This window comes from Gluconacetobacter johannae, from assembly GCF_014174305.1.
Taxonomy (GTDB): domain Bacteria; phylum Pseudomonadota; class Alphaproteobacteria; order Acetobacterales; family Acetobacteraceae; genus Gluconacetobacter; species Gluconacetobacter johannae.
This window is the reverse complement of the sequence record NZ_JABEQH010000001.1, coordinates 309,662-334,891: the sequence shown is the minus strand read 5'-3', so window position 1 is coordinate 334,891 and position 25,230 is coordinate 309,662. Positions and strand designations below refer to the sequence as shown.

Annotated in this window: 21 protein-coding genes; 10 read left to right on the top strand and 11 right to left on the bottom strand. The window is 68.6% G+C overall.

Going from position 1 to position 25,230, the window contains the following annotated elements; translation table 11 throughout:
- Positions 1 to 8: 8 nt before the first annotated feature.
- From xdhA to hydA, 3 genes are all read right to left on the bottom strand, one after another.
- Positions 9 to 1,484 carry a xanthine dehydrogenase small subunit gene (gene xdhA / locus HLH21_RS01510; RefSeq protein WP_182940445.1) on the bottom strand — a complete coding sequence of 492 codons (1,476 nt, stop codon included), beginning with the start codon at positions 1,482 to 1,484 and terminating at the stop codon, positions 9 to 11.
- Between the two features lie 107 nt (positions 1,485 to 1,591).
- Positions 1,592 to 2,308, bottom strand: a complete 717-nt coding sequence (locus HLH21_RS01505) for an HAD family acid phosphatase (RefSeq protein ID WP_246378995.1) — start codon at positions 2,306 to 2,308, stop codon at positions 1,592 to 1,594.
- Positions 2,308 to 3,741 carry a dihydropyrimidinase gene (gene hydA, locus HLH21_RS01500; protein ID WP_182940444.1) on the bottom strand — a complete coding sequence of 478 codons (1,434 nt, stop codon included), beginning with the start codon at positions 3,739 to 3,741 and terminating at the stop codon, positions 2,308 to 2,310. Before hydA ends, HLH21_RS01505 begins: the two co-directional genes overlap by 1 nt.
- A 156-nt stretch (positions 3,742 to 3,897) precedes the next feature.
- On the opposite strand from hydA, the gene HLH21_RS01495 reads away from it, so the two are divergent.
- The 6 genes from HLH21_RS01495 (at position 3,898) to HLH21_RS01470 (ending at position 11,704) form a co-directional block, all read left to right on the top strand.
- A complete protein-coding gene (locus HLH21_RS01495) occupies positions 3,898 to 4,575 on the top strand; it encodes a TetR/AcrR family transcriptional regulator (protein ID WP_182940443.1) in 678 nt (225 codons plus the stop codon).
- A 160-nt stretch (positions 4,576 to 4,735) separates the two neighbouring features.
- The gene (locus tag HLH21_RS01490; protein ID WP_182940442.1) at positions 4,736 to 6,094 is read left to right on the top strand and encodes an NAD(P)-dependent oxidoreductase; all 1,359 of its coding nucleotides are present in this window, start codon (positions 4,736 to 4,738) and stop codon (positions 6,092 to 6,094) included.
- 4 nt (positions 6,095 to 6,098) lie between these two features.
- Positions 6,099 to 7,379, top strand: coding sequence for an NAD-dependent dihydropyrimidine dehydrogenase subunit PreA (gene preA / locus HLH21_RS01485; RefSeq protein ID WP_182940441.1), 1,281 nt, complete (start codon positions 6,099 to 6,101; stop codon positions 7,377 to 7,379).
- Positions 7,380 to 7,427: 48 nt separating this feature from the next.
- The gene (locus HLH21_RS01480; protein ID WP_182940440.1) at positions 7,428 to 8,711 is read left to right on the top strand and encodes a Zn-dependent hydrolase; all 1,284 of its coding nucleotides are present in this window, start codon (positions 7,428 to 7,430) and stop codon (positions 8,709 to 8,711) included.
- A gap of 126 nt (positions 8,712 to 8,837) precedes the next feature.
- Complete coding sequence (locus tag HLH21_RS01475; RefSeq protein ID WP_182940439.1) at positions 8,838 to 10,151, top strand: aspartate aminotransferase family protein; 1,314 nt, start codon at positions 8,838 to 8,840, stop codon at positions 10,149 to 10,151.
- Positions 10,152 to 10,213: 62 nt separating this feature from the next.
- Positions 10,214 to 11,704: an NCS1 family nucleobase:cation symporter-1 gene (locus HLH21_RS01470; protein ID WP_182940438.1), complete on the top strand. Its 1,491-nt coding sequence runs from the start codon at positions 10,214 to 10,216 to the stop codon at positions 11,702 to 11,704.
- A 6-nt stretch (positions 11,705 to 11,710) separates the two neighbouring features.
- Here the strand turns inward: HLH21_RS01470 and HLH21_RS01465 are convergent, their stop codons facing one another.
- The 4 genes from HLH21_RS01465 to HLH21_RS01450 all read right to left on the bottom strand — a co-directional run bounded on the left by HLH21_RS01465 (position 11,711) and on the right by HLH21_RS01450 (position 17,183).
- Positions 11,711 to 12,523, bottom strand: a complete 813-nt coding sequence (locus HLH21_RS01465; RefSeq protein WP_182940437.1) for a CDP-diacylglycerol diphosphatase — start codon at positions 12,521 to 12,523, stop codon at positions 11,711 to 11,713.
- Entirely contained in the window at positions 12,520 to 14,010 is a 1,491-nt protein-coding gene (locus tag HLH21_RS01460; RefSeq protein ID WP_182940436.1) for a Ppx/GppA family phosphatase, read from the bottom strand. The genes HLH21_RS01465 and HLH21_RS01460 overlap by 4 nt, the downstream gene beginning before the upstream one ends.
- A 42-nt stretch (positions 14,011 to 14,052) precedes the next feature.
- On the bottom strand, positions 14,053 to 16,326 hold the full coding sequence (locus HLH21_RS01455; protein WP_182940435.1) for an RNA degradosome polyphosphate kinase: 2,274 nt from the start codon (positions 16,324 to 16,326) through the stop codon (positions 14,053 to 14,055).
- A 92-nt stretch (positions 16,327 to 16,418) separates the two neighbouring features.
- Positions 16,419 to 17,183, bottom strand: coding sequence for a P-loop NTPase family protein (locus HLH21_RS01450; protein ID WP_182940434.1), 765 nt, complete (start codon positions 17,181 to 17,183; stop codon positions 16,419 to 16,421).
- A 132-nt stretch (positions 17,184 to 17,315) separates the two neighbouring features.
- Between HLH21_RS01450 and purM the strand changes: the two genes are divergently transcribed.
- Entirely contained in the window at positions 17,316 to 18,413 is a 1,098-nt protein-coding gene (gene purM, locus HLH21_RS01445) for a phosphoribosylformylglycinamidine cyclo-ligase (RefSeq protein ID WP_182940433.1), read from the top strand.
- A 16-nt stretch (positions 18,414 to 18,429) separates the two neighbouring features.
- Positions 18,430 to 19,053 (top strand): phosphoribosylglycinamide formyltransferase, encoded by a 624-nt coding sequence (gene purN / locus HLH21_RS01440; RefSeq protein WP_182940478.1) that lies wholly within the window; start codon positions 18,430 to 18,432, stop codon positions 19,051 to 19,053.
- Between the two features lie 76 nt (positions 19,054 to 19,129).
- On the opposite strand, the gene ndk is transcribed toward purN, so the two are convergent.
- Positions 19,130 to 19,552 (bottom strand): nucleoside-diphosphate kinase, encoded by a 423-nt coding sequence (gene ndk, locus HLH21_RS01435; protein ID WP_182940432.1) that lies wholly within the window; start codon positions 19,550 to 19,552, stop codon positions 19,130 to 19,132.
- A 161-nt stretch (positions 19,553 to 19,713) separates the two neighbouring features.
- Between ndk and HLH21_RS01430 the strand changes: the two genes are divergently transcribed.
- On the top strand, positions 19,714 to 21,594 hold the full coding sequence (locus tag HLH21_RS01430; RefSeq protein ID WP_182940431.1) for an ABC-F family ATP-binding cassette domain-containing protein: 1,881 nt from the start codon (positions 19,714 to 19,716) through the stop codon (positions 21,592 to 21,594).
- Between the two features lie 12 nt (positions 21,595 to 21,606).
- Here HLH21_RS01430 and HLH21_RS01425 read toward each other — a convergent pair whose 3' ends face one another.
- A complete protein-coding gene (locus HLH21_RS01425) occupies positions 21,607 to 22,842 on the bottom strand; it encodes an MFS transporter (RefSeq protein ID WP_182940430.1) in 1,236 nt (411 codons plus the stop codon).
- Between the two features lie 179 nt (positions 22,843 to 23,021).
- Here HLH21_RS01425 and HLH21_RS01420 point away from each other — a divergent pair, with 179 nt between their 5' ends.
- Positions 23,022 to 24,137, top strand: a complete 1,116-nt coding sequence (locus HLH21_RS01420; protein WP_182940429.1) for an AI-2E family transporter — start codon at positions 23,022 to 23,024, stop codon at positions 24,135 to 24,137.
- Positions 24,138 to 24,153: 16 nt separating this feature from the next.
- On the opposite strand, the gene HLH21_RS01415 is transcribed toward HLH21_RS01420, so the two are convergent.
- Together HLH21_RS01415 and HLH21_RS01410 are read right to left on the bottom strand one after the other, a co-directional pair.
- Positions 24,154 to 24,750, bottom strand: coding sequence for an HAD family hydrolase (locus HLH21_RS01415; RefSeq protein ID WP_182940428.1), 597 nt, complete (start codon positions 24,748 to 24,750; stop codon positions 24,154 to 24,156).
- Positions 24,747 to 25,229, bottom strand: a complete 483-nt coding sequence (locus HLH21_RS01410; protein ID WP_182940427.1) for a hypothetical protein — start codon at positions 25,227 to 25,229, stop codon at positions 24,747 to 24,749. The genes HLH21_RS01415 and HLH21_RS01410 overlap by 4 nt, the downstream gene beginning before the upstream one ends.
- Between the last annotated feature and the right edge of the window lies 1 nt (position 25,230).

Below are 25,230 nucleotides of genomic sequence, written 5' to 3'. Positions count from 1 at the left end.
TTGTCGGATCAGACATGCGCGGCCTCCATCCGGCCGGCCAGCCGGGTTTCGGGACGCGGGCCATCGGGGGCGGTTTCGGCGAACAGCCGGGTCAGCAGGTTCGCCGCCACCGTCCGGCGATACCAGTCGCTGGCCCGCATGTCGGAAATCGGCGCGAAATCGGTGGCGATGGCGGCACGCGCGGCCTCCAGCGCCGTCTCGTCCCATGCGCGCCCCATCAGGGCAGCCTCGGTCGCGTGCGCGCGTTTCGGGATGGCCGCCATGCCGCCGAAGGCGATCCGCGCGGCGGTGACGACCCTGTCCGCATCCAGCGTCAGGGCAAACGCCCCCAGCACCGCCGAGATATCCTGGTCGAAGCGTTTGGAAATCTTGTAGGCCCGGAACAGCATGCCCGCCGCCGGGCGCGGAATGGTCACGCCCTCGATGAACTCGCCCGGCTGGCGGTCCTGCCTGCCGTAGGCGATGAAATAATCTTCCAGCGCCATGGACCGGCGGACATCGCCGCGGCGCAGATGCAGCGTCGCCCCCGCCGCGATGAACACCGGCGGCCCGTCGCCGATCGGCGAGCCGTTGGCGATGTTGCCGCACACCGTGCCCGCATTGCGGACCTGCGTCGAGCCGATCCGCCGCACCACCTCCCCCGCATCGGGCAGCAGGTCCGTCAGGGCGGCGCGGGCGTCCTCGTAGGAAACGGCCGCACCGATCCGCAGCCCTGCGGGTGTGGGCGTGATCGTCCGCAAGTCGGGCACCCGGCCGATCGACACCACATGCGGCAGGGCGCGCAGCCCCTTGGTCACCCACAGCCCGACATCGGTGGCCCCCGCGACGATGGTGGCGGCGGGGTCGGCCAGCAGGACGGCCGCCAGGGCATCGGCATCCGCCGGGATGGTCAGCCGCCCCGCCGGCCCCGCGACCTGGACCGTCCGGCCGTCGCGCAGGGCCGCCAGGCGGTCGGCAATCGCGGCCGCCTGCGCGTCGAACCGGTCCGGACCGGCGGTCATGGCCTGCTTCATCGCGCGGACGATCGGGGCATAGCCCGTGCAGCGGCACAGGTTGCCCGCCAGCGCGTCGTCGATCGGCTGGTCCCCGGCCGTCGCCCCGGGCGCCTTGCGATAGGCGACCATCGACATGACGAATCCCGGCGTGCAGAACCCGCATTGCGCGCCGTGCAGATCGACCATCGCCTGCTGCACCGGATGCAGCGTGCCGTCCGGCGCCCGCAGGTCCTCCACCGTGAACAGTTGCGCGCCGTCCAGCATCGCCACGAACTGGATGCAGGCATTCACCGCCCGCCATACCAGCCGTTCGCCTTCCAGCCGCACCACCAGCACCGTGCAGGCCCCGCAATCGCCCTCGTTGCAGCCTTCCTTCGTCCCGGTCCGGCCGCAATGCTCCCGCAGCCAGTCCAGCACCGTCAGGGTCGGCGAAAAGCCGGACAGGGACTGGAGCGTGTCCCCCAGATAGAATTGGATACGGTCGCGCATCGTTCGGTTCCGTCGCTCATGTTGGGACGTTCTGGCTGCCTTTCCCCCGCAAGGCAGACAACCGGAACTTGGCCTGGAGCCTCCTCCCCCGAGGCGCTCCCGACCCCTCAGTTAATTCGATAGAACGGATTGGGCAAAAGAAATGTCCTCTCGGCGTGCCCGCCCGCCAGATCCGACGGCTGGTCGCCCATGTTGGCGATGATCGTATAGCCCCGGCCCTCGATCGCCGCCCGGACCGGCGCCTTGTAATCGGCGGCCGATGGCGTCGCAGGGCCGGGCGCGCGCAGATACAGGCCCGCCCATCCCCGATAGCCGGCATGCGTCAGATTGTCGGCCGTGGCGGCGCGTTCGGCCTCGCCCCTGCCGGTGACGAAGAACACCGCCACGCCATGGCGCTGCGCCGCATTGACCAGGGCCAGGGTTCCGGGCAGCACCGCGGCTTCGGCCAGGTTCTCCCACGCCAGATATCCGCACGGGCCGGCGGGCAGGCTGTCACAGGCCCCCGTCCGGAAATAGGCGAAATCGTCCGCCTTCATCACAGGCCAGTTCGACAGCGACGTTTCATCGATATCCAGCACTAGGGCCGGATGGGCCACCTGCCCCGCACGGTCTTCCACCCAGCGGCGGGCGGCCTCGGCCACGCGGACAAGGTCCCGGTCGTAGGCGCCGCTGTCGTGATAGCGCATTGCCGCCGTGCGGGCGTCGCCGACATTGACCAGTCCCCGCGACGCCGCGCCGTCCACGGGGGCCGGCACCGCGCCGCTGCATCCCCCCAGCAGGGCGACCACACAGGCCGCCCCCCACAGTCCCATCCGCACGCGCATCAGGCCGCCGATCCGCCCAAGGTGGCGTTCCGCTTCGCCTGGGCCGTCATGTCCGGGCTGAAACAGGGACGTTCGACATAGCGCCCCGCCCCGCGCGTCACGCGCAGGTCGCCGTCCGACCAGACGATCCGCCCGCCGCTGATGGTATGACGGGCCAGCCCGGTCAGGGTCATGCCTTCATAGACATTGTAATCCACATTCTGGTGGTGCGTCGCCGCCGACACCGTGCGGCTGCCCTCGGGGTCCCACAGCACCAGGTCGGCATCCGCGCCGGGCACGATGGCGCCCTTGCGGGGATGGATGTTGAAGATTTTCGCGGCGTTCGTGGAGGTGACGGCGACGAATTCCTCCGGCGTCAGGCGTCCGGTGCGAACGCCGTGGTGCCACAGCACGCTCATCCTGTCCTCGATGCCCGGCGTGCCGTTGGGGATCTTCGTGAAGTCGGTCCGCCCCTGCTGCTTCTGCCCGGCGCAGAAGCAGCAATGGTCGGTCGCCGTGGTCTGCAACTGCCCGGACGCCAGCCCGGCCCACAGCGCCGCCTGGTGGTGCTTCGGCCGGAAGGGCGGGCTCATGACATGCTGGGCCGCGCCCAGCCAGTCGGGGTTCGCATACACGCTGTCGTCGAGGACCAGATGCTGGGCCAGGACCTCGCCATAGACCCGCTGGCCGCGCGCGCGCGCCGCCGCGATCGCGGCCGTCGCCTCCTTGGTCGAGACATGGACGATGTAGACCGGCGCGCCCAGCAGGCCGGCGATGGCGATCACGCGCTGCGCGGCCTCGCCCTCGACGGCCGGCGGCCGCGACAGCGGATGGGCCTCGGGCCCGGTGACGCCCCGGCGCAGCAGATCCTGCTGCAGATATGCCACGGCGTCGCCGTTCTCGGCATGCACGTTGCACAGGGCGCCCAGTTCCAGCGCCCGGCCGATCGAGCGCAGCAGCACCCCGTCATCGACCATCAGCGCGCCCTTGTAGGCCATGAAATGCTTGAAGGAATTGACGCCGCAGTCCCGGGTCAGGGTCCCCATGTCGGCATGGACCCGATCGTCCCAATGGGTGACGGCGACGTGGAACGAATAATCCGAAACCGCCTTTTCGGCCTTTGCCCGCCAGTCCTTCCACGCCTCCAGCAGCGAAGCCCCGGCCTCGGGTATGACGAAGTCGATGATGGTCGTCGTCCCGCCCGCGACGCCCGCGGCGGTGCCGGTATAGAAATCGTCGCTGGCGACCGACCCCATGAAGGGCATTTCCATATGAGTATGCGGGTCGATGCCCCCCGGCATGACCAGCAATCCGCCGGCATCGACGGTGTCACACCCGGCGGGCGCGTCCAGCGCCGGGCCGACGGCGGCAATCCGCCCCGACTCGTCGCAGAGCACGTCCGCCCGCAGGGTGCGTTCCGCCGTCACGACCGTGCCACCACGCACCAGAAGCATCCGAATCCTCCATTCCTTCGATATCGGGCGATCCGCCCCGCGCAAGCGTGCGCCATCGGCCCCAGAAAATGCATGCCTTCCGACAGGACGTCACGTCGGGGCGATTGTAACCGTTTGCGACTTGCGCGCGGACAGCCAAGCCGGAACGATGCGGGCATGAGCAATACCCGCCTCCTTCCGTCCCAGTCCGCGTCCTCGCCCCCGCCGCAGGACAAGCCGGCCGGCGCACCGCGTCGGGCAAGCATGCAGCAGATCTTCCGCGCGGCGGAACATCTCTTTGGCCGGGACGGCTACAAGGGGACCAGCATGGCCGCGATCGCGGCGGGGGCGGGCCTGCCCAAGGCGAACATCCATTATTATTTCGGCACCAAGGAAGATCTGTACCGCGCCGTCCTGGAAAACATCCTGGTCGACTGGCTGGACGACGCCACCCTGTGGATCCGCGAGGACCTCACCCCGCGCGAGGGGCTGGAAGGCTACATCCGCGCCAAGATCGCCTTTTCCCGCGACCGGCCCGATGCATCGCGCATCTTCGCGCACGAGGTCCTGCAGGGTGCGCCGCATATCAACCAGTTCCTCGGCACGTCGTTGCGTATCCATGTCCAGAACCTGGATAAAATCTTCACCGCCTGGCAGCGGGCCGGACTGATGCGCCCGATCCCCACCACCCACCTCATGTTCTGCATCTGGTCGATGACGCAGACCTACGCCGACATGAACGCCCAGATCGTCGCGGTCCTCGGCACCCCCACACTGGAGACGCAGGATTACGAGGACGCCGCGGCGACCATAACGGCATTGGTCCTGGGTGGATGTCAACTGCCCGCGCATTAGGCTAAATGATTATTTTTTAATCATCAAACGAAGCATTTTTTCTTGGGAATGCCAAATATCGCTTATTTTTCCACCTAACTTGACCATTTGGTCAGATTTTATACTACCAAATTGTCGAAACCATCCCTAGACTGGGGGCAGTCAGATCGAGCGAGATCCCATGGACCAGACCCCCGACATCGCGGCCGCGCGCCTGCCCGGCGACGTCCTGGCGCGCAATTTTGCCGACGCCCACCCGCCGCTGACCGCCAACCAGGCGGTCAGCGAGGCCGAGCGCTGCTATTTCTGCCACGACGCCCCGTGCATCGAGGCCTGCCCGACCGGGATCGACATCCCCTCCTTCATCCACAAGATCGCAACGGGCAATCTGCGCGGTTCGGCCCGGACGATCCTGGAATCCAACATCCTGGGCGGATCCTGCGCCCGCGTCTGCCCGACCGAAATCCTGTGCGAACAGAAATGCGTCCGCAACACGCAGGATGCCCGGCCGATCGAGATCGGCGCGCTGCAACGCCACGCCACGGACTGGCAGATGACCCATGGGGGCCAGCCCTTCACGCGGGCGGCTGCGACGGGCCGGCGCATCGCCGTCGTCGGCGCCGGCCCCGCCGGCCTGGCCTGCGCCCATCGCCTGGCGATGCATGGGCATGACGTCGATGTCTATGACGCGCGCCCCAAGGCGGGCGGGCTGAACGAGTACGGCGTGGCGGCGTACAAGCTGGCCGACGATTTCGCCCAGCGCGAAATCGACTTCCTGCTGGGCATCGGCGGCATCGTCCTGCATCCCGATCACTGCCTGGGGCGCGACATCACGGTGCCCGCGCTGCGCGCGGATCATGACGCCGTGGTGCTGGCGCTGGGTCACGCGGGGGTCCGCTCGCCGGGCCTCGCGGGGCAGGACCTGGCCGGCGTGGCCAGCGCCGTCGATTTCATCGCCGCGTTGCGCGCCTCGCCCACCAAGGCCGACGTTCCCGTGGGCCGGCGGGTGGTGGTCATCGGCGGTGGCAACACCGCGGTCGATGCCGCCGTCCAGGCCAGGCGCCTGGGCGCGGACGAGGTGACCATGGTCTATCGCCGCGGCGCGGACCACATGTCCGCCACGACTGTCGAACAGGAATGGGCGCAGACCAACGGGGTGACCCTCCGCCACTGGGCGTCGCCCACCCACATCCTGGGCGCCGACGGGTCCGTCACCGGCGTCGCGTTCACCCAGGGCGCCCCCGGCGCCGACGGGCAGCCGGTCTATGACGGCCTGTCCTTCACCATTGCTGCGGACATGGTGCTGCTGGCCGTCGGGCAGGTCTTCGTCGCCGACCCGCTGGACGGATCGGGCGTCACCGTGGCCGGCGGGCGGATCGTCGTGGACGGCGGCGGCCGGACCTCGGTTCCCGGGGTCTATGCCGGCGGCGACTGCACGCCCGGGCCCGACCTGACGGTATCGGCGGTCCGCGACGGCCGCGACGTCGCCGAACAGATCCATGCCGACCTGATGTCCAAACCCTCCCTCCAGAAGGCGTGATTCCATGGCCGACCTGCGTACGACCCTTGCCGGCATCCGCTCGCCCAACCCGTTCTGGCTGGCGTCCGCCCCGCCGACGGACAAGGAATACAACGTCCGCCGCGCCTTCGAGGCCGGCTGGGGCGGCGTGGTGTGGAAAACGCTGGGCGAAGACCCCCCGGTGGTGAACGTCAGCAGCCGCTACGGGGCCGTCAGCTACAACGGCACGCGGATGGCGGGGCTGAACAATATCGAACTGATTTCCGACCGGCCGCTGGCCACCAACCTGGCGGAGATCCGCTCGGTCAAGCGCGACTACCCCGACCGCGCCGTCGTCGTCAGCCTGATGGTGCCCTGCCGGGAGGAAAGCTGGAAGGCCATCCTGCCGCTGGTCGAGGACACGGGCGCGGATGGAATCGAACTGAATTTCGGATGTCCGCACGGCATGTCGGAACGCAACATGGGTTCCGCCGTCGGCCAGGTTCCGGAATATGTCGAAATGGTCACGCGCTGGTGCAAGCAGTACACCCGCATGCCGGTGATCGTGAAGCTGACCCCCAACATCACCAACATCCTGGTCCCCGCCCGCGCGGCGCGCCGGGGCGGCGCGGACGCCGTGTCGCTGATCAACACCATCCAGTCCATCGTCGGCGTCGATCTCGACGCCATGGCGCCCATGCCGGTGGTCGGCGGCCTGGGCACCCATGGGGGCTATTGCGGCCCGGCGGTCAAGCCGATCGCCCTTCGCATGCTGGGCGACGTCGCCCGCGACCCCGAAATGGCGGGCCTGCCGATTTCGGGCATCGGCGGCATCTCGTCCTGGCGGGACGCGGCGGAATTCCTGGCGATGGGCGCCACCGGCCTGCAGGTCTGCACCGCAGCCATGCATTACGGCTTCAAGATCGTCGAGGACATGATCGACGGCCTGTCGAACTGGATGGACGAAAAGGGCTATGCCTCGCTCGACGCGCTGCGGGGGCAGGCGCTGCCGCGCTATGTCCAGTGGAACCAGCTCAACCTGAAATTCAAGACGATCGCCAGCATCGACCAGGATGCCTGCATCAAATGCGGCCTGTGCCACATTGCCTGCGAGGACACGTCCCATCAGGCGATCGCCAAGATCCGCGCCGGCGACGAACGCCGTTACGAGGTCATCGACGAGGAATGCGTCGGCTGCAACCTATGCGCCCATGTCTGCCCGGTCGACGATTGCATTACCATGACGCCGCAGCCGGTGGACGGTATGCAGACCTGGACCGAGCATCCCAACAACCCGATGCGCGGTCAGGCGGCGAATGCCGGCTGACCGGCGGTCATGGACGAAAATGCGACCAGCAGGAGCGACGACAGGGCGATGAACGATACGGGCGCGAATGGAACGGGCGGCCTCAGAGCCGGCGGCAACGTCACCGTGGACGGGGCGGCGTTGTGGAACGACATTCTGGAAACCGCGCGTTTCGGCGGCACGCCGAAAGGCGGCATCCGGCGGCTGACCCTGACGGAGGAAGACCGGCTGGTCCGCGACTGGTTCATCGCGGCATGCCAGGCCGTGGGCTGCACCGTGACCTATGATTCCATGGGCAACCAGTTCGCCCGCCGGCCGGGCGCCGACGACAGCCTGCCGCCGATCACGATGGGCAGCCATCTGGATACCCAGCCCACCGGCGGCAAGTTCGACGGCATCATCGGGGTTCTGGGCGGCCTGGCCGTCCTGCGCGCCCTGCACGCCACCGGCCATGAAACCCGGCACCCTATCGAACTGATTAACTGGACCAACGAGGAAGGGGCCCGCTTCGCCCCGGCGATGCTGTCCTCGGGCGTCTTCGCCGGCGTGTTCACCGAGCAGGAGGCCCTGGACAAGACCGACCGCGCGGGAATCCGCTTCGAGGACGCGCTGGTCGGCATCGGATATCGCGGGACCGAGCCGTGCGGGCAGCATCCGGTCGCGGCCTATTTCGAACTGCACATCGAGCAAGGGCCGATCCTGGAGGCCGAAAACAAGACCATCGGCGTCGTCACCGGCGTCCAGGGCATGCGCTGGTACGAGGTCACGCTGACCGGCCGGGATTCCCATGCCGGCAGCACGCCGATGACGATGCGCGCCGACGCCCTGCTGGCCGCCGCCCGGATGATCGAGGCGGTGAACGAAGTCGCCCTCGCCCACGGCCCCGACGCGGTCGGCACCGTCGGGCTGATCGAAAACCGGCCCAACAGCCGCAACGTCGTGCCGGGCGAGGTCTTCTTTACCATCGACCTGCGCGACCCCGACGATGCGGTGGTCGAGCGGATGGAGGCCGCCTTCCGCGACCGTGCTGCGGCCATCGCCGCCGAATGCGGCATGCAGATGGTCCTGGAACGGGTGTGGGATTCCCCCGCCGTTCATTTCGATCCGGCCTGCATCGACGCCGTCCGCCGCGCGGCCGGGTCGTTCGGCTATCCCGCGCGCGACATCGTCTCCGGCGCCGGGCATGACGCGGCCTACATGGCGCGGATCACCCCCACGACCATGATCTTCGTTCCCTGCGCCGGGGGGCTGAGCCACAACGAGGCCGAAAGCGCCGAATCCGCCGACGTCGCCGCGGGGGCCAACGTCCTGCTGCGCGCCGTGCTGGATGCCGATGCGCGGCTGGATGCCTGATCGCGAGGTTCGACGAATCATCTGTCCATAGCAGCGCACATGTTCCATCTTCGTCACGGTTCCGCAGCCGTGACAGGATGGCCTGCGTCGGGTGGACCCACATTGATCCTTGGGATGGAGTGCGCGATGTCGCAGAGCAACCACGACGCGTTCTGGATGCCGTTCACGGCCAATCGCCAGTTCCGCAAGACCCCGCGCATGCTGGTTTCGGCCGAGGGGATGTACTACACGTCCGACGACGGGCGGAAAGTGCTGGACGGCTGCGCCGGCCTGTGGTGCGTCAACGCCGGCCATGCCCGCCCCCGCATTACCGAGGCGGTGCAGAAGACGATCGCGACGCTGGATTTCGCGCCGACCTTCCAGATGGGCCACCCGCTGAGCTTCGAGGCCGCCGACCGCATCGCCGCCCTGGCGCCGGGCGACCTGAACCATGTGTTCTTCTGCAATTCGGGGTCCGAGGCCGCCGATACCGCGCTGAAGATCGCCATTGCCTATCACCGCGTCCGCGGCGATGCGTCGCGCACGCGTCTGATCGGGCGCGAGCGCGGCTATCACGGCGTGGGTTTCGGCGGCATTTCCGTCGGCGGCATTTCCGGCAACCGGAAGCTGTACGGTTCGCTGCTGACCGGGGTGGACCATCTTCCGCACACGCTGGACATGGAACGCAACGCCTTCACCAAGGGGTTGCCGGCCTATGGCGCGGAACTGGCGGACAATCTGGAACGCATCGTCGCCCTGCACGACCCGTCGACGATCGCCGCCGTGATGGTCGAACCCATGGCGGGATCGACCGGCGTCCTGCCGCCGCCCGTCGGCTATCTGAAGCGCCTGCGCGAGATCTGCGACAAGCACGGCATCCTGCTGATCTTCGACGAGGTCATCACCGGCTTCGGCCGCCTGGGCGGCACCCCCTTCGCAGCCGAGAAATTCGGCGTCCTGCCCGATATCCTGACCTGCGCCAAGGGCGTGACCAACGGCACCATTCCGATGGGCGCCGCGATCGCGCGCGAACATGTTTATGCCGCCTTCATGAACGGGCCCGAGGCCGGCATCGAACTGCCGCATGGCTATACCTATTCCGGCCATCCCGTCGCCTGCGCCGCGTCCATCGCCACCCTGGACACCTATGCCGAGGAAAATCTGTTCGAGCGCGCGGGCGACATCGCCCCGTATTTCGAGGAGGCCGTGCATGCCCTGCGCGGCCTGCCGCATGTCATCGACATCCGCAATGTCGGTCTCGTCGCGGGGATCGAGCTGGACTCCCGCCCCGGCGCGGTGGGCGCGCGCGCGTATGAGGTGTTCGACCGGGCGTTCCGCCAGGGCGTCCTCGTCCGCTACACCGGCGACGTGGTCGCGGTGTCACCGCCCCTGATTATCGAGAAATCGCAGATCGACCAGTTGTTCGGCACCCTGTCGGACATCATCCGCACGGTCGAATGACCGCGTGGGCCAAGGCCCGTCCCCAATACCCGTCCCTGCCCGATCCTGACCGAGGCCCCGACATGACAGCAGCGCCCGTAACCGCCGACACATCATCCGATCTGCCGCCCGGCTACGATCCCGCCCTGTACAACGCGGACCTCGCGCCCGTTCCCGCCGCCCGGCGGGACTGGAGCTGGGTCAACATGGCGACGGTCTGGATGGGCATGGTCCACAATATCGTGGTCTATGAAGCGGCGTCGGGACTGATGGCCCTGGGGTTCTCGGCCTGGGAATGCCTGGAAATCGTCGCCGTCGCCTATGCCGTCCTGTTCGTCGCCATGTGGTTCAATGCCCGCGCCGGCACGAAGTACGGCATTCCGTTCTGCGTCCTGATCCGTTCGGCGTTCGGGCCGTACGGCGCGCAGATCCCCGTGGTGCTCCGGGGGTTCTGCGCGGTGTTCTGGTTTTCGGTGCAGGCCTATGCGGCGGCGCAGGCCGTGGACGCCGTGATGTCGACCCTCAGCGGCGCCTGGGCGGGCATGACGGCATCATTCCTGGGCATGCAGGCCCGCACCTGGGTGGCGATGGCCATCGTCTGGGCCCTGCATGCATGGATCGTCAGCCACGGGGTGCACCGCATCCGCAATTTCGAACTGGTGGCAGGCCCGCTGGTCATCGTCGTGGGGCTGCTGGCCACCATCTGGGGCCTGCATGTGGGGCATGGGCTGGGCCCGCTGTTCGCCCAGCCGTCCCGCCTGCACGGGATGGCCTTCTGGTCCACCTTCGCCATGGGCGTCACCGGGATGATCGGGCTGTGGGCGACGTTCGCCGTCAACATCCCCGACCTGTCGCGCTTCGTGAAGTCGGAACGCGACCAGGTGGTCGGACAGGCCATCGGCCTGCCGGTCACGGCCCTGGTGTTCACCCCGATGGGCATCATCACGACGTCGGCCACCATCATCCTGTTCGGACATCCGATCTGGAATCCGGTCGATCTGCTGCTGGCGCTGAACTACCCCGTCGTCACGATCCTGGGCGGGGCGACGCTGGTGCTCGCGACGCTGTCGGTCAATGTCGTGGCCAATATCATGCCGGCATCGTACGACCTGGTGAACCTGATGCCGCGCCGGCTGGATTTCCATCGCGCGGCGCGGCTGGTGCTGGTGCTGGGCGTCTTCTTCATGCCCTGGCTGTGGTTCAACCAGGCGGACAGCATCTATCGCGTCCTCGACCTGATCGGCGGCATGCTCGGCCCGGTGACCGGCATCATGCTGGCCGATTTCTACGTCGTGCGGAAACAGGCCCTGGACGTGGCGGCGCTCTACCGCCTCGACGGACGCTATGCCGGGCGGAAAGGCTGGAATCCCCCGGCCCTGGTCGCTTTCGCCGCAGGCGGCGGCCTGGCGTCCATCGGCCATGTCGTGCCGGGGCTGGAGGGGCTGAATGCCGTGTCCTGGTTCATCGGCGTGGCGATCGGTGGCGGCGTGTACCTGGCCCTGTCCCGCCGGCAGGGCCAGGATATGTGGAATGGCGCCGACGACACGGCGTCCCTGCCGAGCACCGCGTCATGAACCGCCCTACAGATGGTCGGATGGCCGGATCGGGCGGCCCGGCTCGAACGCCGCGATGTGGCAGGCATGGTCCTGCAGTTCCTCGCCCGACGCACGGTCGCCGGACAGCGGCTTGACCACATCGTCCAGCAGGATGAAGCCGGGGCGGCCGTTGGGCCAGACCGTCCCGACCACCACCAGCGTATGTTCGTCCATCTCACGCGCCGGATCGGCCAGCGAGGCGGCAAGACGGCGGAACGGATAGGCCCCGTCCAGCGTATCCCCGTCGATCCGCGTGGCACGATAGACATGTCCGTCCAGCACCAGCGGCGTCCATCCCGAGCCGATTTTCGGCCGCGCCCAATGCAGCGCCACCCGGATGTTCGGGGCCAGGCAATCGACATGGATATGAAGCTGGTTCTGCGACCGGCCGAATTTCGAATTGATCGCCAGCGCCATCGTCTCGCGCGGCATGGTGTGGCCCAGGCGGGCCAGCGACCGGTCGATCTGGCGCCATGCCGCCGCGAAATAATCGGGCGCGTCCTGCGCCAGCAGGGCGCGGTCTTCGATTCCGGTGACGCGGGCGGTGGGGATCACCAGGTACTGGGCGCGGCCGCTCTTGTCCTTCAGGACCGCGTAGCCCCGGTCGGTATCGACCACCGCGCAGGGGCTGGGCGTCTCCTCCCCAAGCTGGTTGGGCACGCAGCGATCATGCACGATGGTCCAGAGGACGTTCGGATTTTCCCCGGCCTTGTGCGGGCCGTTGGCCCGCGCCACCGTCAGCAGCACCCCCGCCGCAAGCAGGCCCGGAACGCCGAACGCCAGCAGCACACGCCTCATGCCGCACCGCCTTCGACGATACGCGCCGGCAGGGACAGCATGCCGCCCAGCCGGTCGAGGCGGCGGCGGACGCTTTCGCCCCGCACCGCGGTGCGCCCGGCGGTCAGATGCAGCGCCAGTTCCTGGTCCGTGATCTCGATCCCCGTCCCGTCCAGAAGTTCCTCGGTGCCGCCGCAGACGGTGTAGGCCAGACGCAGCGCCAGGCCCAATACGACGGCACGGCGGAACTGGGCATCGGTCAGCAACTGCCGCGACGGGTGCAGGAAATCCTGCCCCAGTTCGGCCTCGTACCGGATGGCAAGCGTCAGGGCCACGAACGCGCGCGCGGGATGGTCGAAGCCCACCCCCTGCATCCGCAGGACACGCAGATAGGTCTGCTCGGCCCGGTATTCCGGGTGGTCGTACGACCCGATGTCGGACATCAGGCACGCCGCGCGCCGCAGGCGCCGGTCGATCTGCGCCTCGTCCGGGAACAGCGGCGCCGTCCAGTGCATCAGCCGGTCGGGCAGCGTGACACTGCGTCCCAGGCGGGAGCACATCTCCTGCGCCACCGCTTCCTGCGGGTCTATTCCGCCGACCGAGGCGGCGACGCGACGCATGTACCAGCCCTCGCGCAGGCCATCGACGCAGAACACCAGGCTGCTCGGCTGGACCCGGCGCATCAGGCGACGCAGCACGGTCGCGGCGAACGGCACGTCCTCAAGGCGCTTGCGCGGCGCGCCGGGCAGGCGTTCCAGGGCCCGGCGCGACGATCCGGCGATCCAGTCGGTCATCTCGCGCGCGTCGTCCTCGCCCAGCGTATAGAGATGGACGATATTGAGCGGATAGTTCGTACGCGCGATCTGCAACCGCGCCAGCGCCCGGAACGCCCCCCCTACCAGATAGAGCGGCCGGCCGCGCATGGCGTCCAGCCACCCGACCTGCGCGATGTCGGCATCGGCGATGCTGCGCGCCTTCTGCAAATCCCCCCCGGACCGGTCGTTCAGGCGGATAACCCCCAGGCGCAGGGTACAGGCGTCCATTTTCTGCCCGCCCGACAGCCGGATCAGTTCCAGCGATCCGCCCCCGATATCCGCAACCAGGCCTTCGGCCTCCGGCAGGCCGCACAGGACACCGGTGGCGGAATAATCGGCCTCCTCCTCGCCCGACAGGATGCGGATGGGAACGCCGGGCATGCGCGCGCGCAGGGCGGCGACGAATTCCGGACCGTTGGTGGCATCGCGCACCGCCGCCGTGGCGAGAATCTCGAACGGGTCGGCCTCCATGCCGCGGGCAATGGCGTGAAAGCGGTCCATGACCTCCATCGCCATGCCGACGCCCTCCTCGTTCAGGCGCCCCGTCGCATTCAGTCCCCGCCCCAGCCGCAGGACCGATTTTTCATTGAAAATCGGGATCGGGTTGCGTGAAATCCCGTCGAACACCACCAGACGCACGGAGTTCGAGCCCAGATCGACGACGGCCGAACGGCGATGCGGCGCGACAGTCATCGGACGCCGCGCCAGGTCGGTAGCTGCGTCATGGCGACCTCCTCAATCATCGAGAATACGGTCCTGATGGCGGGGCATCGGGGTGCTGACGCGGATGGTGTTGTCCTGGGCCGCCAGCCCCCGGCCCGACAGGGACGGATTGGTCATGAAGTAGTCATGGGCCGAAAATGGTTTCGTACCCGGTTCCAGCCGTCTCCATACACCGTTTTGCTGCAGGATCCACGATTGCAGATTGTCTTTCAGGTCCGTCACCATGATCTGGTCCAGGACCTGGGCATGCACCGTCGGGTCGCGCATCGGCACCATGCTTTCGACCCGCCAGTCCATGTTCCGGACCATCCAGTCGGCCGAGGAAATATACAGCTTGGCCTGGCGCGACGGCAGGCGGTGGCCGTCGCCGAAGGCGAACACCCGGGCATGTTCCAGGAACCGCCCGACGATGGATTTGATGCGGATATTTTCCGACAGGCCCGGCACGCCGGGACGCAGGCAGCAGATGCCACGCACGATGCCCATGATCCGTACCCCCGCGCAGGAGGCCTGATACAGCCGGTCGATCAGGTCCGGATCGACCAGGGAATTCATTTTCAGCCAGATCTGGCCCGGACGCCCGGCGCGGACATGGTCGATTTCCTGCTGGATCAGTTCTTCCAGCGTCCGGCGGATCGTGACCGGCGAGAAGGCGATGGCCTCCATCCGCGTGGGAAGCGCGTAGCCGGTCATGTAATTGAACAGGCGGGCGGAATCGCGGGCCAGTTCGGGGTCGCAGGTGAAGAACGACAGGTCGGTATAGATCCGCGCGGTGATCGGGTGATAATTCCCGGTCCCGAAATGGGCATAGGACCGCAGGGACCCGCCCTCGCGCCGGACGACCAGGCTGAGCTTGGCATGGGTCTTGAGGTCGGCGAACCCGAACACGACCTGCACGCCCGCGGCCTCCAGCGCGCGGGCCAGGCGGATGTTCGCCTCCTCGTCGAAGCGGGCGCGCAGCTCCACCATGGCGGTGACCGATTTGCCGGCCTCCGCCGCCTCGATCAGGGCCTTGACGATGGGGCTGTCGCGCGAGGTGCGGTACAGCGTCTGCTTGATCGCGACCACCGCCGGGTCCAGCGCCGCCTGGCGCAGGAACTGGACGACGACATCGAAGCTTTCGAACGGATGATGGACGATCATGTCCTTCGCCCGGATGGCGGCGAAGGAATCCCCCCCGAAGTCAATGATCCGTTCGGGAAAGCGCGGCGCGTACGGCGGAAACAGCAGATCCGGCCGGTCATCGCCGATCAGTTGCTTCAGGTCGACCACGCCGATCAGTCCCGGCTGGATCTCCACCTCGTCGGGCGGCACGTCCAGGTCGGTGGCGACCGCCTGGCCCAGGTCGGCCGGCATCCTGGAATCGATGTCCAGATGAATGACCACGCCCCGCCGCCGACGCTTCAGGGCGGTTTCGTAGGACCGGACCAGATCCTCGGCCTCGTCCTCGAATTCCACGTCCGTGTCGCGGATCACCCGCAGGACGCCCCACTCCCCGGCCACCAGGCCCGGGAACAGCCGCCCGATGCACAGCGCGATCAGTTTTTCCAGAACGATGAACCGCGCGACCCCGTCGGGCGACAGCGACGACGGCAGACGGATGAAACGTTCGATCTGCGCCGGCAGCAGGATCAGCGCGCTCATGACGAAGCGGCCGGTCTCCGCGTTCATCAACCGCAGGGACAGCGCCAGCCCCATATGGGGAATGAAGGGCAGCGGATGGGCCGGATCAATGGCCAGCGGCGTCAGGACCGGAAAGACCCGGTCCATGAAGCAGATGTCCAGCCAGTCGCGATCGGCGTCGCTCAGGCTGTCCGCATCGCACAGCACGATGCCGGCCTCGGCCAGCCGCGCGCGCAGGTCCTTCCAGATGCGCTGCTGTTCGCGCAGCAGCCGGGTCGTGCGTGCGCGGACCGCCGCCAGTTGCTGGCCGGGCGTCAGGCCGTCGGGCGAACTGGCGACCAGCCCCTCGCGCACCTGCCCCACCAGGCCCGCCACGCGGACGGAATAGAATTCATCAAGGTTGCCCGCGCTGATCGACAGGAAGCGCAGGCGTTCCAGCAGCGGGTTGCGGGGGTTGTCGGCCTCCTCGACCACGCGCTGGTTGAAATCCAGCCATGACAGTTCGCGATTGATGAACCGCGCGGGAGAGCGGATGTCGATCGGCGGCGTCGGCGTCGCGCCGTTCGTGGCGATCCGGCGCCGTTCCGGCGAGGATGTCGTCCGCTTGCGAACCGTGCGCCCGGCCGGCGACCGCGCTGGGGATTTCCCCGTCGGTTTTGTCAATCGTGTCTCCTGCCCCGGATCTGCCGTGCTTTCGCCAAATTTAGCCATGAACCGCCGGCGTTGCCAACGCGGCGCATGATGAAGAATATCGGTCAGTCCGCCACGGTGACGCCTGGCCCCGTGTCACGGGCCAGCATGTCGCGCAACACGGTCATCGCGACGGCGCGTGTGACGCCCCTTCCCGAAACCAGCCCCGCGTGATCCAGGCGGATTGCGGCCTCGCGCACCGAGGACGCCGTTCGTGGCAGGCGCCGCAGAAGCCAGTCGGTCACCGGCTGGCTGACGACGATCTGGCGTTCCGCCAGATGGCGCAGCAGCAGGATCCGCAACAGCGAATCCTCGGGCTGGCGGACCTCGACGGCCATGGTCGCGCGCAGGCGGCTGGCCAGGTCGGGCAGTTCCACCCCCCATCGCGCGGGCGACAGGCGGGCCGCCAGGGCCACCGGCACGGCATGTTCGCGCGCACCGTTCAGCAGATGCAGCATGGCCCGCCGGTCGGCATACTGGTCCGCGTCATCCACGGCCACGGCCCTGACCGGCGGCTGGATATCACCGCCGAACAGGCGTCCCACCGTCGCTTCGCACACGTCGCGGCCCGCCAGCAGCACCGCGCCGCGCTCGTGGGCCCAGACCTCCAGCAGATGGGTCTTGCCGGTGCCGGCGGCCCCCCACAACGCCAACCGGTGCTCCGGCCATCCGGTTTCGCCCAGCAGCCAGGCCCGCGCCGTGCCGTTGGACGGCGCCGCCACGAAATCCGCGCGGGTGAAGCGCCGTGCGTGCGCGAACGGCAGGACAAGCTGTCCGGACGACGCCGGCCCGTCGCTTTCGTGCTTATTCTGTGCCGTCCATTCAACCACCGCTTTGCGCGCCGCCCCGCCTGCCGTAAAGGAACCCGGAGACCGTTTACCTTACCTTGCCCCATTCTTCGACCCCCACCGCATCGGGCGGCTCGACATACGGGGCGCCCTGACGACGAAGGCCCGACCGAAATGACCTCCGCCCCCTTGCCCCCTTCGCCCGGAACCGGCGCCACCTACCGCGACGCGGGCGTGGATATCGAGGCCGGTGACGCGCTGGTCGATGCGATCAAGCCGGCGGCGAAGGCCACCGACCGGCGCGGCACCATGGGCGGGCTGGGCGGCTTCGGCGCCCTGTTCGACCTCAAGGCCGCGGGGTTCACCGATCCGGTGCTGGTGTCCTGCACCGACGGCGTCGGCACCAAGCTGATGGTCGCCATCGAAAGCGGCCTGCATGAGACGGTCGGCATCGACCTTGTGGCGATGTGCGTCAACGACCTGGTCGTGCAGGGGGCGGAACCCCTGTTCTTTCTGGATTATTTCGCCACGGGCCGCCTCGCGGTGGCCGACGCGGCCAAGGTCGTGCGCGGAATCGCCGAGGGCTGCCGCGAATCGGGCTGCGCCCTGGTGGGGGGCGAAACGGCTGAAATGCCGGGCATGTATGGCGCCGGGCATTACGACCTTGCCGGCTTTTCGGTCGGCGCGGCCGAACGCACCGCCCTGCTGCCCGCCGACATCCGGGCCGGCGACACGCTGATCGGGCTGCCGTCCAGCGGCGTGCATTCCAACGGCTTCTCGCTGGTGCGGGCGATCGTCCGGCAGACGGGCCTGGGCTGGGACGCCCCCTGCCCCTTTGCCGATACGACGACCGACGCGGCCACGCTGGCACAGGCGCTGATGACGCCCACGCGACTGTATGTGAAGACCGTGCTGGACCTGCATCGCCAGGGCCTGCTGCAGGGCGCCGCCCATATCACCGGCGGCGGCCTGCCGGGGAACCTGCCGCGCGTCCTGCCGCCGGGCATGACCGCCGTGGTCGATGGCGCAAGCTGGTCCATTCCGCCGGTCTTCCGCTGGCTGGCGCAGGCCGGACAGGTCGATGCCGACGAAATGCTGAAGGTCTTCAATTGCGGCATCGGCATGGTGCTGATCGCCCGCGACGGGGACGCCGCGATGCGCCGCCTGGCGGAACTGGGCGAGGACGCCTGCGTGATCGGCCATCTGGAGGCCGGAGCCGACGGGGCGGCGGCGGGCCTGCGCTTCACCACCCGGCCCGATTTTGTCGGCTGAACCCGTGACGCACGACATGCGCGCCACGAAACGCCCCGTCGCGATCCTGATTAGCGGGCGCGGCAGCAACATGCGCGCGCTGATCGACGCCTGTGCCGCGCCGGATTTCCCGGCCCGCATCGCGCTGGTGCTGAGCAACCGGCCCGATGCCCCCGGCCTGGCGGTGGCGCGGGCCGCCGGGCTGCCGACCGAATCGGTCGATCACCGTCCCTTCCGTGGCGACCGCGAGGCCCATGAGCGCGCCATCGACGCGACCCTGCGCGCGGCCGGCGTCGAACTGGTCTGCCTGGCGGGCTACATGCGCCTGCTGACCCCGTTCCTGACCGGGGCATGGGCCGGACGGATGCTGAACATCCATCCCAGCCTGCTGCCCGCCTTCCCCGGCCTGCACACGCACGAACGCGCGCTGGCCGCGGGGGTGAAGCTGCATGGCTGCACCGTGCATCTGGTCACCGAGGTGATGGATGACGGACCGATCATCGGCCAGGCCGCCGTCCCGGTGCACGCCGACGACACCCCCGACCGCCTGGCCGCCCGCGTGCTGCAACAGGAGCATCATCTGTACCCGGCGGCGCTGCGGAAAATCCTGGAGCCGCATGGCGAGGCCGCTCCGGCGACGGATCGCCTGCTGTTCCTGTAGGGGCCGCACATGAAAAAGGCCGGCCCTGGTGGGGCCGGCCTTTTTCATGCCGATGGTCCGGGGACCAGGGGACGGATCAGGGCAGGATTTCGGTCTGCGCGAAGAAGAACGCGATTTCGTTCGTCGCGTTTTCCAGGCTGTCCGAACCATGGACCGAATTCGCCTCGATGCTCTCGGCGAACTGGGCGCGGACGGTGCCCGGCGCGGCCTTCTTCGGGTCGGTGGCGCCCATGACGTCGCGGTGCTTCAGCACGGCGTTCTCGCCTTCCAGAACCTGCAGCACGACCGGGCCGGAAACCATGAAGGACACCAGGTCGCCGAAGAACGGACGGTCCTTGTGCACGGCATAGAACGCGCCGGCCACGGCCTCGGTCAACTGCACGCGCTTCTGTGCGACGATCCGCAGGCCCGAATCCTCGAACACCGCATTGATCTTGCCCGTCAGGTTGCGCCGGGTCGCGTCCGGCTTGATGATCGACAGGGTACGTTCGGTCGCCATGGGGTGGCTCCTTCTTGCTTCTCGAAATACGTCGCCAGGACCCCCTGCCCGTCCGGACCGGCGCCCCTTGCGCGCGCCATCTAGAGCATATTCCGCGAGACTGGTAGGTACAGCGTCATGAATCCTCGTCCATCGCCGCATATTCCTGGAGCCACCGGTCCGTGAGCCTGCTCGTCATTTCCGACCTGACCCTGCGTATCGCGGGACGCACGCTGCTGGACACCGCCAGCCTGACCGTCGATCCCGGCCGCAAGATCGGCCTGGTCGGCCGCAACGGTGCTGGAAAATCCACGCTGCTGGCCGCCATCGCCGGCGACATCGCCCCGGACGGCGGGTCCATCCACCTGTCGTCGCGCGCGCGCATGGCGCGCATCCGCCAGGAAGCCCCCTCGGGCGACGCCAACCTGCTGGATACGGTGCTGGCGGGCGATGCGGAACGGACCGCCCTGCTGGCCGAAGCCGACCACGCGCGCGATCTGGCCCGGCTGGCCGACATCCATGAACGCCTGCGCGCCATCGGCGCCGACAGCGCGCCCTCGCGGGCCGCGACCATCCTGTCCGGCCTGGGGTTCGACAGCGACGCGCAGGCGCGCGCGGTGTCGGATTTTTCCGGCGGGTGGCGCATGCGCGTGGCGCTGGCGACGGCGCTGTTCCTCAACCCCGACCTGCTGCTGCTGGACGAGCCGACGAACCATCTGGACCTGGAAGCCACGATCTGGCTGGAAAACTGGCTGGCCCGGTTTACCGGCGCCGCGCTGATCGTCAGTCACGACCGGGGCCTGCTGGACCGCGCGGTGGACGCCATCGCCCATCTGGACCAGCGCAAGCTGTCGCTTACGCCCGGCGGATACAGCGAATTCGTCCGCATCCGGACGGAACAGGCCCTGCAGCAGGCCCGCGCGGCGGAACGCATCGCGGCCCAGCGCGCGCATATGCAATCCTTCGTCGATCGCTTCCGGGCCAAGGCCACGAAGGCGCGGCAGGCCCAGGCCCGGCTGAAGGCGCTGGAAAAGCTGCCGGTCCTCGACACCGTGATCGAGGACGCGCCGACCCGGTTCGCCTTTCCCGAGCCGGCCCCCCTGCCGCCGCCGATGCTGGTGCTGGACCGGGTGTCGGTGGGATATGACGGCCGCCCGATCCTGTCGGACCTGTCGCTGCGGCTGGACATGGAAGACCGGATCGCCCTGCTGGGCGCGAACGGCAACGGCAAATCCACCTTCGCCAAGCTGATCGCCGGTCGGCTGGCGCCGATGCGCGGCACGGTGTCGCACAGCCCGCGCCTGCGCGTCGGCTATTTCGCGCAGCATCAGGCCGAGGAATTGCTGCCCGACGAAACCCCGGTCGATCACATGGCCCGCGCGATGCCCAAGGCGCCGCCAACCGCCGTGCGCGCGCAACTGGCCCGCTTCGGGCTGGATGCCGATCGCGCCGACACCGTGACCCGCGACCTGTCGGGCGGCGAGAAGGCCCGGCTGCTGCTGGCGCTGGCCACGCGCGACGCGCCGCATCTGCTGATCCTGGACGAGCCGACCAACCATCTGGACCTGGACGCGCGCGAAGCCCTGATCCGCGCCCTGGCCGAATTCGAGGGGGCCGTCCTGCTCATCAGCCACGATCCGCACCTGGTCGAACTGGCGGCCGACCGGCTCTGGCTGGTCGGCGACGGCGCCGTCCGTCCGTTCGACGGCGACATGGCGGAGTATCGCGTCTGGCTGACCGAACGCGCCCGGGCGGCCACCCGCCCCGCCGTCGCCGCGCCCGCGCCCAAACGCGAGGACCGGCGCGAACGCGCCGAGGCCCGCAAGGCCATCGCCCCCCTGCGTCGCAAGGCCCGCGATGCCGAGGCCCGGATGGCCGGCCTGGCCGGCGAACGGGCGCGGCTGGAGGCCCGGCTTGCCGACCCCGCGCTCTATGCGGCCGGCCGCGCGGACGAGGTCACGTCGATCAATACCCGCCTGGCCGCCATCGGGCGCGAGGAAGCCCAGGCCGAGGAAGAATGGCTGGAAGCCGAAGCCGCGATCGAGGAGAGCGCGGCCGAATAGGCAGGTCGCGGATCAGGCCCCGGCCGCGGCCGCGCGCCGCCGGAGGGTCTGGGCGGCCAGCGCCGCCAGGAAGATGACCAGTCCGCCGGCCGACAGCATCGCCCCGGCCCAGCCGACCGCCTGTTCCCCCTGCCCGGCGGCGATCACCACGCCCCCCAGCCACGCGCCCAGCGCGTTGGCCACGTTGAAGGCGGAATGGTTCAGCGAGGCCGCCAGGGTCTGGGCGTCGGCCGCGACATCCATCAGCCGGGTCTGCAAGGCCGGCACCAGGGCGATGATTCCGCCCAGCAGCAGGATGACCGGGGTGACGACCCAGGGGCTGGATGCGGTCAGGTAGAACAGGCAGAGCGTCACCATGCTCCAGACGAACGCCAGGATCACCGTCATGTTCAGATTGACGTCAACCAGCCGTGCGCCGATCAGGTTGCCCGCGACCATGCCGACGCCCCACAGGGCTTGGACCAGGGGCACCGTATAGGCCGGATAGCCGGACACGTTGATGAGCACGTCCGACAGATAGGTATAGACGCAGAACATGCCGCCGAATCCGACGGCCCCGGTCGCCAGCGTGAACCAGACCTGCGACCGGCGGAGCGCCCCCAGTTCGCGCAGGGGCGACGCACCCGGATGCGGCGGATCGGCAGGGATGTTGCGTACGATCAGCAGCAGGCTGGCGACGCCCAGCACCCCGATCAGCGCGTAGGTCAGGCGCCAGCCCAGGAATTCGCCGCCCCAGGTCGCGAACGGCGCGCCAAGGACGCTGGATACGGTCAGCCCGGCCATGACGCGCCCGACCGCGCGGCCCCGATGCGCGCGGTCGACCAGCGAGGCCGCGACCAGGGCCGCCACGCCGAAGAAGGCCCCGTGCGGCAGGCCGGTCAGGAAGCGCATGCCCTCCAGCGTGCGATAGCCGGGCGACAGTATCGCCAGCACATTGCCGACGACGAAGACCGCCATCAGGACCATCAGCAGCGTGCGACGCGGCAGGCGTGCGCCGGCCACCGCGATCAGCGGCGCGCCGACGACGACGCCCAGGGCGTAGGCGCTGATGATGTGGCCGGCCACCGGGACGGAGACATCGAGGGACGACGCCATTTCCGGCAGCATGCCCATGATCGCGAACTCGCCGGTGCCGATGGCGAACGTGCCCAGCGCCAGCGCGAATTCCGCCGCGCCGACGCCATGCGGCGCCTCGACATGCCCCACGGAGGTGTCGGTAGGCGCGTTCCTTCCGGTCTCGGCATTCATCCCGCATTCCTTTTTGTTTACGAATTCGATCCAGTATGCCGTTGCCGGCTGGCGGCGGTCACGTCGATCTGTCCGACATCTGTCATCGGATTTTCCGGAGAATTGCTGTGGCCCCATGGAATCGACGCGCGCCGGCGGATGTGCCTACCATCGGGTCCCGACACCAATCCGGATGCCCCATGCCCCTTTCCCCCGCGACGGATCACCAGCCCGCCACGTCCCCGCAGCCGCCCGAGGCGCAGGAGGATGCGCGTGCTGTCCAACTCGGCAGAATTTACCAGCTGTTGCAGATCACCATCCTTCTGACCGTCCTCGTGGTCTCGATCTGGCTGATCGGCGACGTGCTGATGGTCATATTCGCCGCGACCTTGATGGCGGTGATCCTGCATAATCTGGCCGCCATCGCCGAACGACGCCTGCGCCTGCCGTACTGGCTGGCCCTGAGCCTGGTGGTGGTCGTCCTGCTGGCCGCGATCGTCGGCCTGTTGTGGAGCAGCGGCCCGGCCATCTCGGAACAGGCGACCCGGCTACGCATCGCCCTGACGACCCAGGCCCACTCCCTGCGCGACCAGTTGAACGCCAGTTCGCTGGGCAGAACGGTGCTGGACCATCTGCCGCAATCGCTCGGCGGCAACCAGGCCGAAGGCGGCGACAGCGGCATGGGCACGCGCATCGCCGGGTCGATGACGGGCTTCCTGTCGTCGGCGTTCGGCGCGGCGGGCACGCTGGCGGTGATCCTGATCGCGGGCCTGTATTTCGCGCTGGCGCCGACGCTGTACGTCAACGGCGCGTTGCGCCTGATCCCGCCGGCCCACCGCCCGCAGGCGCGCACGCTGATGCTGACGGCCGGGCGGACCCTGTGGGCCTGGACGGCCGGCCAGGCGCTGGACATGCTGGTGGTGGGCATCCTGTCGTCGGTCGGGCTGTGGTTCATCGGCGTGCCCCTGGCGCTGGCCCTGGGCATCGTCGCGGGGCTGGCCAATTTCATCCCCTATATCGGGGCGTTCATCGGCGCGGTTCCCGCCATCCTGCTGGGCCTGTCCCTGGGAACGCGCGAAGGAGTGATGGTCGCGGCCCTGTACGGGGCCATCCAGTTCTTCGAAGGCAATGTGATGGCGCCGATGATCCAGCGGCATGCCGTGCAGATGCCGCCCGGCCTGACCATCCTGTCACAGACCGTCTTCGGCACCATCCTGGGCATGCCCGGGCTGATCCTGGCCTCGCCCCTCACCGCCGCGCTGCTGGCCGTCATGGACGAGGCCACGCCGAAGCTGGAGGATGACGAACGGGTGTAAGCCCCTCGCCCGGAATTCAGCCCCTGGATGGGGCGATGAACACCCGGACGTCCAGGCCGCGCATGCCGGCATGCGCGGCGGCGGCCAGCCCTTCCGTGCTGTCTTCCAGCACCAGGCAGGCGGCGGGGGAAACGCCCAGCCGTCGCGCGGCCTCCAGAAACAGGTCGGGCGCGGGTTTCGGACGCGCCACATCGTCGATCGTCACCACGCTGTCGAACAGCGGCAGCAGGCCGGTGCAGGTCAGCGACGCGGTCACGACTTCGCGCGATCCGCTGGACGCGACCGCCATCGGCAGCACGGTCCGGAACCGCCGCGCGACATCGGCGACGACCGCGATTTCGGTCAGCCTGTGCATGTCCGCCAGCACGCCGGCCCGCGCCGCACGCACCACGGCCGGCCGGTCCACCGGACGGCCGATCTCGGCCTCCAGCACGTCCAGCACCATCTGTTCGGACAGGCCGCCCCGGCCCCGGAACCAGTCAGGCGGTACGGAATGGCCCACCACCGTATCGAAGGCGCCCAGCCAGGCGCGCAGGTACAGCGGCAGCGTGTCGACCAGCGTGCCGTCGCAATCGAAGATCAGCGCCCCGGTCTCCGGCGGAACGACGATCATGGGAAGGCCGAGCGTTCATAGGACTGCTGATCCACCATCCGGCGCAGGATGGCGAAATCGTGGTCCGGGAATTTCTGGATCCGGATCACGCTGCCCGGCCTGTCTTCCAGGAAGACGGTGTCGTTCCAGTCCGCGGCGCTGATGCCGGTCCACAGGGTGATGGTGTACGGCTCCGCCTTTCCTGCGCTTCCGGCCGGACGATCCGTCGTCAGGACCATCGTCGCATCGCCGCTGGAGGGCGGCGTCTGGCCCAGCGGTCCCCAGCCGCCATGATGATGGTCCAGCCAGTCGTTGACCGTCCGGATCTCGTCGGCCGACAGGGCGCGCTGTGTCCGCATCGGCCCGACGCTGATGGTGCCCGCCGTCATCCGGGGAAAATTGAGCGGCCGGAAATTCGGAACCGCGAACGACCACAACACCGCCGACGTACCGACTGTGATCGCCAGGAATCCCAGCAGAAATGCCGTTTCCCGTTTCATG